Below are 8,688 nucleotides of genomic sequence, written 5' to 3'. Positions count from 1 at the left end.
GGCGAGGCCCGCAAGATTTTCCCGCTCGCACGGCATCCCAGCCTGGGTGGTCAGCTTTCTGATGACGAACATCCCCGCGAACGAGCCGGAGGGCATCGTCGCGGTCGAGTGGTGGTTCCGCGGCCGCGCCGACATCGAAACCCAGATCAAAGACGCCAAGCTCGACGCCGGCCTACGCCACGAGGTCCTCACTGTCCCGGGCCGGGTCGTCCCCCACGCCCGCGGCCTGCACGTACGTCTGCCACCCAGCCGCGGTGATCTCCTGTCCACCGCGCTCGCGCGGCTACGCGCCCTCCCCGCCGCCACCTGATCCGCACACCGAGAATTGTCTGCTGGCTGTTAAACAACATTAAAAGTTGTTCTCTGAGCTACTGCAAGGAGTGACGTGATGGAGCGTGAGTTCGTCGAAAGTCTGCAGGCATACCACGAACTACTCACGGAGGATATCGAGCAAGAAGATGCCTCGGTCGCGCAGGCGCTCGGGCTCTCTACAGAGCAGAGCGCTATCGTCCGAGATTCCCTGATCCATCTCGGTCTTCTCATTGAGTCTCCGACCGCGTCGAACGGTTGGTCCATACTATCGCCCGAGGCGGCCGCCCGCCGGCTCATACAGGACCACAAAAACAAGGTCCACGCTCTGACAGCAGAAATCGAGAAGACGCAGCAGGCCCTCAGCACTCTTGTCAACGAGTTCACGACCTCCGGACGACGAAAGGAAATAGAGAAGGTCGTGGGTATGACTCGGATAATGGCCGTATTGGACGACGCGGCAAGGTTGACGCAGCGGGAGGTAGCGACGATCCATCCGGGGCTGTCGCCCTCGCCGGAAGTGACGCAAGCCAATCTCGCTCGTCATCAAGATGTGTTGGCGCGCGGCGCAACGATCCGAGCTGTCTACCAGACGGCGACTCTGCGCCATTCCCATACAAGAAGCGATCTTAGACATCAGGCCGCTCTCGGCATCCAGGTGCGAACCAATCAGCTGTTACCATTGCGTATCGTTCTCGTCGACGAGTTGGTTGCCGTGATGTTCGCGCCGGCGTCGCCCACCGCCTTGGTCGTTCGCAACGGTCCGCTCACCGCCATTCTCCGCGACGTGTTCGAGCACGTCTGGACGACGTCTGATCCGCTGCCGACTTCGCCGCACCAGCTAGCGGATGACGCACTCGCAAGGCCCACTGGGCAACGACTGGAGGTCCTGCGCCTCCTTGCCGCCGGCATGACGGACGAGGCCATCGCCAGGAAGATCGGCGTCTCGACCCGGACGATCCGGCGACAGACTTCGGAAATCATGGATCAACTTGACGCTGGCAGCCGCTTCCAGGCAGGCATTCTCGCGGCAAGGCTCGGTTGGGTCGACTGATCCCCGACCGGTTGAAGCCGACAAACCACGGCAGCCAATCTGGTCCGTTACCAGGGACGTCTCCATCCGATGTCGGTGCACCGCGACTGTCCGGCAGCGGACGGGGCCGGAACCGGAAGGACGAACAGGTTTCCATCGCGACGACAAGGCATGACAATCACCCTTGTGATGGCAGACAAATCATTTTCACACCGGGAGAGTGCGACATCAGAAAACGCGTAGGCGGCATCGGTCTCGTCTTTATGGTTTTTGCGGCCCTCGGCGGTGTAGTTGCAGGGCCAGCAGCAGCCTTCAATCCACCCCCCAACATCTTCCATCTTGTGAATGGATTCGGAAATTGTCTTTCCTGGGTGTCAACCACCAATGTTCTCGAACAGAAGCAATGCAACGCAACCGATACCGCCCAGCTCTGGCACGTGCAAAATGAGTATAACGGATATCGAGAGATCGTAAACAACCACAATGGAAAATGCATTGCTCCCGCCGGTGGCGTGCAAACGAACGCAGAGCTCATCACCTACAACTGCACCGGTACCCACGACGAGCTCTGGCTGCTGTCAACCGCATACTGGGGCCAGATCCGGAATTATCACTCCGGCCGTTACATGGGTATAGCCAACGGATCGGCTCAGCTAGGAGCGCATGCGGTCCAATGGAGTAGCTATCCGAGCCACCTGGATCAGCAATGGGCGACACTTGCCCCGTAGGAAAAAACAGGGATGCCCGACAGACTCCACATAATATTTAGTGATCACTAAAGACCGCGACGGTCGCACCGGTCGATTTTCGACATGTCGCGGCCGTCGCGGCCCGATCGTGGTCGGTCCTCGATCTGGCTGACGCCGGCGGGTTCACCATCTTTTTCTTGACCTTGAGGTTCAGAATTGGGATAGGCTTGCCCATGTGGGTAGGCCCAAGCAGTTCGACCCGGATGCGGCCGTGGACAGGGCCATGGATGTCTTCTAGCGGAAGGGCTACGCGGGCACCACATCCCAGGACCTGGTCGATGAACTGGGTATAGGCAAGGGCAGCCTGTATGCCACGTTCGGCAGCAAGAGGGCACTCTTTGACCGCGCACTAGAGCGCTACCGGGAGCAACAGGCGGACACCCTCGCACGCATCATCGATCAGCCGGGACCGGTCAAGCCGCGGCTGCGGGCTGCACTCCAGTTCATCGTCGAGGCCAACGCCGCCGATCCCGACCGGCGCGGATGCCTCGCGGTCAACACCGCCGCCGAACTGGGCGGCGCCGACCCCAAGGCGACCCTTGATGTGCGCAACATGTTCGAACGAACCCAAGGCGCTCTTGAGGCTGTCATCACCGAAGGTCAGCGCACCGGGGAAATCCGGTCCGAATCTGCTGGGACAACGCCATGGCCGAATCCTTCTTCGGGGCCCTGAAAAACGAACTCGTCTACCGGACCACTTTCGCCACCCGCGCACACGCCAGACGTGCTACAGTCCGATACATTGAAGTCTTTTACAACCGTAAGCGTCTCCACTCCGGGCTCGACTACAGGACCCCAGCCGAGGTTCACGCCGACTTCCTCGCACAGAGGACTGCGGCATAGAAATAACCATTAAAGGCTATCCGGAAAATTCGGGGCCGGTCAGTGGTCGGCGGCTTGTGCGGCCAGGAGGGCCGACTCCAACTTCGGGGCGCGAGCTGCGAGGACGGTGATGCCTTCGTGGAGGTAGGCGTAGGCGGTCGATCTCCCGATCGTGTTGTCGATGACAAGCTGGCGCAGCCGGGTGTTGTCGAGGAACCAGCGCAGCACCAGGACGGCCTGGTGGCGGCAGGTCAGCGCGCGGATATCGGGGCGGGTGCCGCACCGGCTGCGTTCCGCAGCGAGTAAACCCTCCAGAAGCACAACGGTTTCCTCCCGCGATGGCAACACGGCCGTATATGTCACACTCGCCGGTACGCGGGACCTTTCTTAGGCTGATCTTTGGTCGGACCAGTCTTCCTGGCGGGATCCCGTGTTTTCTTGTTGAATCGTCGGTTTTCGGGCGTGTCGACTACGGAGAGTGTCAGTCATATACGGTCATGAGTCATTACATGGAAATGCTCATTGGACGGATGCGGGATACATGGACTATTCTCCCCAGAAATCCGAAGCCACTATCGTCCTGAACAAATGCTGCCGACGGCGCCGAAAGGATGATCCACGAATGAACGGTTCAACACGGCGCCGAATTTCCAGCCGATCAGGCTGCGGAATCGTCGTGTTCGGCGTGTTGGCAATGCTGTTGGGCGGTTGCGGCGGAGGAATGACGACATGGCCTCATGGTCGTCGTCGCCGAGCGGCTGCGTGGACGGCAGCGGTGGTTGCGCGCAGGGGCGGGCCTTCGTCCAACGGGACCATACGGTCTCAGAATTGGATTGCTTGGTCGATGGTTCCCGCTGTCGGATTAAGTGTTGGTAGGCGTAGTGCATCATTCTGTGCTCTTGCAGCGGTCTTCCTGTTCGTTGCCGGATGTGGCGGCGGCGCTCCTTCCGCCGCGGGCCTGGTGACACCGACCGGTACCGCACCGGAGGTCAGCCAGGCCCCGACGGCCTCGCCATCCGCCGCTGCGACGGGCCTGCGGCAGGTTGCCAGCTTCGCCGGCGCCACCCTGCACGTGGACCCGCTGGCATTCAGCCCGGACGGCCGGACTCTGGCCGGCAACGAGGGCAGCGAGAAGCGGGTGCGATTGTGGGACGTGGAGACGGGAAAGGCCACGGCCACCATCACCGCACCCGGTAATGTGTCGGTGGGTTTCACCCCTGACGGACAGGCACTCGCCACCGGCTACGCCGGTTATGGGGCACAACTGTGGGACGTCGGTACCGGAACCTCCACCGCCACCTTTCCGAACCCGGTGACGACCGGGGCGAACCCGTTGGGTGGCAGCGGAGCCGTAGCGGTCAGCCCGGACGGTAAGACGGTCGCGAGCATCGGGAATGGGGGCGGGGTGACCTCGGTGCTGCTCTGGGACATCGCTACCGGCAAAAACATTACGAAGCTCACACCCCGTAGTTCCGTCCTGTTGTGCCTCGCCTTCAGTCCCGACGGCAAGACCATCGCCGCCGGCGGCGGTGGCGTCACCAATCAAGGAAGCGTGTACACGTGGCAGGTGGCTACCGGAACCCCCGGGCCGACGCTACGGCTCGCCACCACAGATCCGGTGAAGGTCATCGGCAACAAGGTCAGTTCGCTGGCCTTCAGCCCGGACGGTAAGACCATAGCCGGTGCCGGGTTCGCTGGCCCGTCGTACCTGCAGAACGGCGCCTACACCGGTACGCAGATCTGGGATGTCACCACCGGCACGGTCGTCTCCACCGTCACCGACACCGGCGGCGGCTCGGTCGCGTTCAGCCCGGACGGTGCGACTCTGGCCACCACGCTCACCGGCGGTACTGGCGTCGAACTGTGGGATGTTACCGCGGGGAAGGCGACGGGCACCATCACCCTATCCGCCAACTCCGCCATGACCGCGGCGGGCACATCCGGGGCGCCGCTGGCCTTCAACCCGGACGGGAAGACTCTGGCCGTCGGGGTCGGCGGAACAGTTCAACTCTGGGCGCTGCGCTGATCCCGGCACTGTTGCGTTATCGAAAGCGGTGGAGGTCCCAGTAGAGGTCCTGGTAGGCACCCTCGAAACGGCCCAGCGCCTCCCGCAGTCCGCCCTCCGTGCTCAGGTCCGCCTCGTGACCGCTGCTCGCCACAGGATCAGTTAGGTGCCGGCCATGCTCATCATGCGTGGAGGTGACGATGGAGTGCCGCGTTCGGATATGACAACGACAGCGTCGGCCTCGGCAGGGTTCTATGAGCGAGTCGCCTCGTAGTCGGGGAGTGCGGCCGGGGTGGTCCGGGGTGGTCCGGGGTGCCGGGCGCATGATCAGGATCAGTACGGCCAGCCCGGCGAAGATGCACGCACCGCCGTACGCGATCCTGGACATGCGGGTCCGCGACTCCACGATCGGCCTCCACCGGCACATAGACATGGTGTACGTACTGGGCGCTGTCCGGCGATCTCACCGCGCAGCTGGCGGAGGTCAGCGCAGCCCAGTCGGTACCGATCGCCGACATTGTCGGACTGACGGGAGTTCTCGTGTATTTCTGCGATCCGCGCTCGCCATGGTGGCGAGGCTCGAACGAGAACACGAACGGCCTTCTTCGGCGCTTGTGACCGCGGCGGGCGGCGGGTTTTCGCCACCGCCCGCTCGCCTGTCTACGCCTCGGCGGCCGTCCCGGCCGGCGCCCAGTACGGGTCGCGGCCGATGAAACCCAGCAGCCGGGCCTGGACGTCGGCGTCGCCCGGCACCGCGATCCGGGGGCCGTACTGGCCGGAGCCCCGCAGCACGTCCTCCATCGGCTCCATCCCGGCCAGCAGGCCGGCGCAGAAGTCCGGGTCGAGCCGATCGTCCTGGCCGGTGGCGCGGGCCAGGTCCCATGTGTGCATGAACACGTCGGCCGTGTAGAACCGGTCGATCGCGACGTCCAGGGGCGCTTCGCCGATGTGCGGGTTGGTCAGCACCCGGCCGGCCGTCGTCGGGTCGTCCAGCAACGCCTGGACGGCGTCGTGGTGCACCCGCCACGTGGCGACCGGGTCATCGTCCACCGAGGGTCCGCGGGCCAGCTCGACGCCGGTGCCGGCGGCGAGGAAGGCAGGGAACCAGTCCGTCAGGTGGCGCACGACGTCGCGGGCGGTCCAGGCGGCGACCGGTGACGGCCCGTCCCACGCCCGGGTCGCCTCGACCCGGGCGGTGAACGTCCCGGCGATCTGGCGGTGACGCTCGGCGGGCGCCTCAGACAGCGCCATCGGCCTGCGTCCTGTCGGACAGCATCTTGTCCAGCTTGGCGTAGCCCTCGTCGACCCCGGTCTCCATGCCGCTCGACAGCCAGGCGTCGCGGCCTTCGAAGCTGTCGACCAGCGACTGGGTGCGCAGCCGGGTCCGGCCGTCACCGAGGTCGTCGAACCACAGCGTCTCCAGCGCGACGCTGTCCGGCTCGCCCTCGAACGTGAAGGTCTGCACGATGCGGTCCGGCCGCACCTCGTGGAAGCAGCCGTGGAAACCGAACTCAACCCCGTCGCGGGTGGCGACGTAGCGCCAGCGACCGCCGGTGCGGGCCTCCCAGTAGTCGATGCGGGTGGTGAGCGAACGCGGCCCGACCCACTGCGCGAACAGGACGGGATCGGTGTGGGCCCGCAGCAACTGTTCGGGCGTGGCCCGGAAATCCCGGGTCATCCGGATGATCGGTATCTTCGAGTCTGCCTCGATCGTGGTTTCGCTGGTGACGTTCATGCCGCGCTCCCGTCCTTCTCGGTGTTGTCGCGTCCGTCGTGGTTGCGTTCGGTGCTGTCGCGCATGGCGTCCAGGACGGCGTCGAGGCGGCGGTACCGCTCCTCGGCCCGGCGCCGGTAGCGCTCGATCCAGGTGTCCATCAGGTCGAAGACCTCGGCCTCGAGGTGCACCGAGCGAGGCTGCGGCCCCTCCGGGCGGGTGACCACGCCGGCCTGCTCCAGCACCCGCAGATGCTTGTAGACGGCCTGCAGGCTCATCGGGTACGGCTCGGCGAGCTGGTTCACCGTCGCGTCGGCCTGGGCGAGCCGGGCCACCATGTCGCGCCGGGTCGGATCGGCGAGGGCCGAGAAGATTCGGGACAGCGAGTCAGCCGCCATCGAGCCTCACTTCGCTTCAACCTTCTGGTTGAAATAAACGTTAGGCGGTGGCAGCCTTGGTGCCAACCGTTTGGTTGAAACGCGCCGGTCCCGCGCGGCGACAGCAGCCGCCGCGCGTCCGCCATCCCCGACGACCACCGGCACGCCCAGTTCCCGGGCGGGAGAGAAGCGCCCTGACCCAACCGGGTGATGGGTGCTACAGGCCGACCTGGCCCGAGGGGTTGTCGCGGTCGAACAGGCGGCCGGCCCGGACGTAGCTGTCCAGCGAGGTGGGTGAGCGCCAACGGCCCTGGCGCATGATCGACCGGTCCGTGACGCCGGCGCGGGCGGCGGCGGTGGCGAACCCCGACCGCAATGAATGGCCGGCGAAGTCGGCGGGGGACAGGCCCGCCGCACCGACCCGGCGCTGGACGATCCGGGCCACCGAACCCGGGTCGAGCCGGCCGGCGCTCACCCCACCATGGCGGTTCACCGCCCGAAACGCCGGCCCCTCGACCAGGCCCGCGGCCTCCCGCCACGCAATCCATGATCGGACCGGGCAGGTCGGCCGGTAGGAGCCGTAGGCGAGGCCGACCAGTGCACCCGCCCGCTCCTGGTCGGTCTTGGAGCCGCGGATGGCAAGAACCAGACCGTCGGCGGTCTCGGCGATGTCGGCGACGTCGAGGGCCACGAGTTCACTGCGGCGCAGGCATCCGGCGAAGCCGACCAGCAACAGCGCCCGGTCCCGGACGTCGGTGAGGCGATCGCCGTCCACCGCCTCGAGCACACGGGTCAGCAAACCGGTTTCCAACGCGTGCTTGCGCGCGGGCGCCACGCCGTGGGTGCGGCGGATGCCGTCCCAGACCGTTGCCACCTCGACCGAGGTTGTCGGGTTGAGGTGGCGGCCGAGCTGGTGCGCCACGGAGATCGCCGCCATCCGACGCCGGATCGTCGCCGGTTTGTAGCCGCTGTCGGCGAGCGCCGTGAGGTAGCCCGCCACCGTCGCCGGTGCCGCCGGCACCGCGCTGCGCGCCGGAGAGTGTTCAGCGCACCACGAGGCGAAGTGCCGCAGGTCGCTGTCGTAGGCCCGCCACGTCGAGGAGGCCCGCGCGGCGCGGGCGTAGTCGGCCATCCGTTCGACCAGGGCAGGCGACAGCGCAGAGCGTTCGCCGTCGTCACGGATCGCAACCTCTGAGCTGCCTTCGCTCATGTCTGAGCCCTCCTTTTCGACGCCGTTCTGACGCCTGAGAAGTGAAGCTTATCGGGCGTCAGGATCCAGAACGTTTCATATCGTATCGGTGCGATGAGACGTAACTAAATGACTGTTCAAAACGAAACGTAAGAGGCGAAGCTGGGAGCGTAGCCTGATCGCGGCGATTCGCTCACGCGTGCCGCACGGACGTGGCCACCAGGCATGTCGTGGCGGTGCGGACGGCGACCGGACAGCTCGATCAGAGAGAAGAGAACGGACGTCCCCGATGGCGATGCCCCTGAGCGAGGCTCGTGCGCTGACCGGGACGGATCAGCTCTGGCTGGTCCCCGGCGCCGGGAAGCTGCTCGTCGGTGTCACGGTCCACGACGCCCGGGTGTCCTACGGCCGCACGCAGCTGCTCATCCAGCCGCTGTCCGGACGCGGGCACCGCTGGGTCGACGCCGACATGCTCCAGGACGTGACGGAC

10 protein-coding genes and 3 pseudogenes are annotated in these 8,688 nt (G+C 65.5%); 8 read left to right on the top strand and 5 right to left on the bottom strand.

Translation table 11 applies throughout. The features are described from left to right. From U9977_RS21460 to U9977_RS21440, 6 genes and pseudogenes are all read left to right on the top strand, one after another. Positions 1–310 (top strand): hypothetical protein (locus tag U9977_RS21460; RefSeq protein ID WP_322751087.1); only part of this gene is annotated, 310 nt, incomplete at its 5' end. A 78-nt stretch (positions 311–388) separates the two neighbouring features. After that, the gene (locus U9977_RS21455) at positions 389–1,363 is read left to right on the top strand and encodes a helix-turn-helix transcriptional regulator (RefSeq protein WP_322751086.1); all 975 of its coding nucleotides are present in this window, start codon (positions 389–391) and stop codon (positions 1,361–1,363) included. Beyond that, positions 1,351–2,070 carry an RICIN domain-containing protein gene (locus U9977_RS21450; protein ID WP_322751085.1) on the top strand — a complete coding sequence of 240 codons (720 nt, stop codon included), beginning with the start codon at positions 1,351–1,353 and terminating at the stop codon, positions 2,068–2,070. The genes U9977_RS21455 and U9977_RS21450 overlap by 13 nt, the downstream gene beginning before the upstream one ends. Before the next feature lie 274 nt (positions 2,071–2,344). Further along, a pseudogene (locus U9977_RS27185) lies at positions 2,345–2,425 on the top strand (TetR family transcriptional regulator); the annotation flags it as partial. A 57-nt stretch (positions 2,426–2,482) separates the two neighbouring features. Further along, a complete protein-coding gene (locus U9977_RS27180) occupies positions 2,483–2,764 on the top strand; it encodes a TetR family transcriptional regulator C-terminal domain-containing protein (protein WP_416210730.1) in 282 nt (93 codons plus the stop codon). Then, positions 2,722–2,934 (top strand): annotated as a pseudogene (locus U9977_RS21440) (integrase core domain-containing protein); the annotation flags it as partial. The gene U9977_RS27180 and the pseudogene U9977_RS21440, both read left to right, overlap by 43 nt. Before the next feature lie 42 nt (positions 2,935–2,976). On the opposite strand, the pseudogene U9977_RS21435 reads toward U9977_RS21440, so the two are convergent. Continuing rightward, positions 2,977–3,261 (bottom strand): annotated as a pseudogene (locus U9977_RS21435) (IS5/IS1182 family transposase); the annotation flags it as partial. Between the two features lie 613 nt (positions 3,262–3,874). Between U9977_RS21435 and U9977_RS21430 the strand changes: the two are divergent. Beyond that, complete coding sequence (locus U9977_RS21430; RefSeq protein ID WP_322751083.1) at positions 3,875–4,939, top strand: WD40 repeat domain-containing protein; 1,065 nt, start codon at positions 3,875–3,877, stop codon at positions 4,937–4,939. Between the two features lie 639 nt (positions 4,940–5,578). On the opposite strand, the gene U9977_RS21420 is transcribed toward U9977_RS21430, so the two are convergent. The 4 genes from U9977_RS21420 to U9977_RS21405 form a co-directional block, all read right to left on the bottom strand. Next, positions 5,579–6,169, bottom strand: a complete 591-nt coding sequence (locus tag U9977_RS21420) for a TIGR03086 family metal-binding protein (RefSeq protein ID WP_322751082.1) — start codon at positions 6,167–6,169, stop codon at positions 5,579–5,581. After that, a complete protein-coding gene (locus tag U9977_RS21415) occupies positions 6,156–6,653 on the bottom strand; it encodes an SRPBCC family protein (protein ID WP_322751081.1) in 498 nt (165 codons plus the stop codon). Before U9977_RS21415 ends, U9977_RS21420 begins: the two co-directional genes overlap by 14 nt. After that, positions 6,650–7,030 carry a metalloregulator ArsR/SmtB family transcription factor gene (locus U9977_RS21410; protein ID WP_322751080.1) on the bottom strand — a complete coding sequence of 127 codons (381 nt, stop codon included), beginning with the start codon at positions 7,028–7,030 and terminating at the stop codon, positions 6,650–6,652. The genes U9977_RS21415 and U9977_RS21410 overlap by 4 nt, the downstream gene beginning before the upstream one ends. 196 nt (positions 7,031–7,226) lie before the next feature. Further along, a complete protein-coding gene (locus U9977_RS21405; protein WP_322751079.1) occupies positions 7,227–8,219 on the bottom strand; it encodes a site-specific integrase in 993 nt (330 codons plus the stop codon). A gap of 268 nt (positions 8,220–8,487) precedes the next feature. Here U9977_RS21405 and U9977_RS21400 point away from each other — a divergent pair. Further along, positions 8,488–8,688: hypothetical protein (locus U9977_RS21400; protein ID WP_322751078.1), on the top strand; the 201-nt coding region annotated here is incomplete at its 3' end.

This window comes from Protofrankia sp. Cas8 (genome assembly GCF_963555845.1).
In the GTDB taxonomy this organism is placed as follows: Bacteria; Actinomycetota; Actinomycetes; order Frankiales; family Frankiaceae; genus Protofrankia.
The sequence above is the reverse complement of the archived record's forward strand: the minus strand, read 5'-3'. Positions and strand labels throughout refer to the sequence as shown.

What these genes read in the sequence shown, in the direction of transcription:
- U9977_RS21455 (WP_322751086.1), top strand. Translation starts at nt 389, where the DNA reads ATGGAGCGTGAGTTCGTCGAAAGTCTGCAGGCATACCACGAACTACTC.
- U9977_RS21420 (WP_322751082.1), bottom strand. Translation starts at nt 6,169, where the DNA reads ATGGCGCTGTCTGAGGCGCCCGCCGAGCGTCACCGCCAGATCGCCGGG.
- U9977_RS21415 (WP_322751081.1), bottom strand. Translation starts at nt 6,653, where the DNA reads ATGAACGTCACCAGCGAAACCACGATCGAGGCAGACTCGAAGATACCG.
- U9977_RS21410 (WP_322751080.1), bottom strand. Translation starts at nt 7,030, where the DNA reads ATGGCGGCTGACTCGCTGTCCCGAATCTTCTCGGCCCTCGCCGATCCG.
- U9977_RS21405 (WP_322751079.1), bottom strand. Translation starts at nt 8,219, where the DNA reads ATGAGCGAAGGCAGCTCAGAGGTTGCGATCCGTGACGACGGCGAACGC.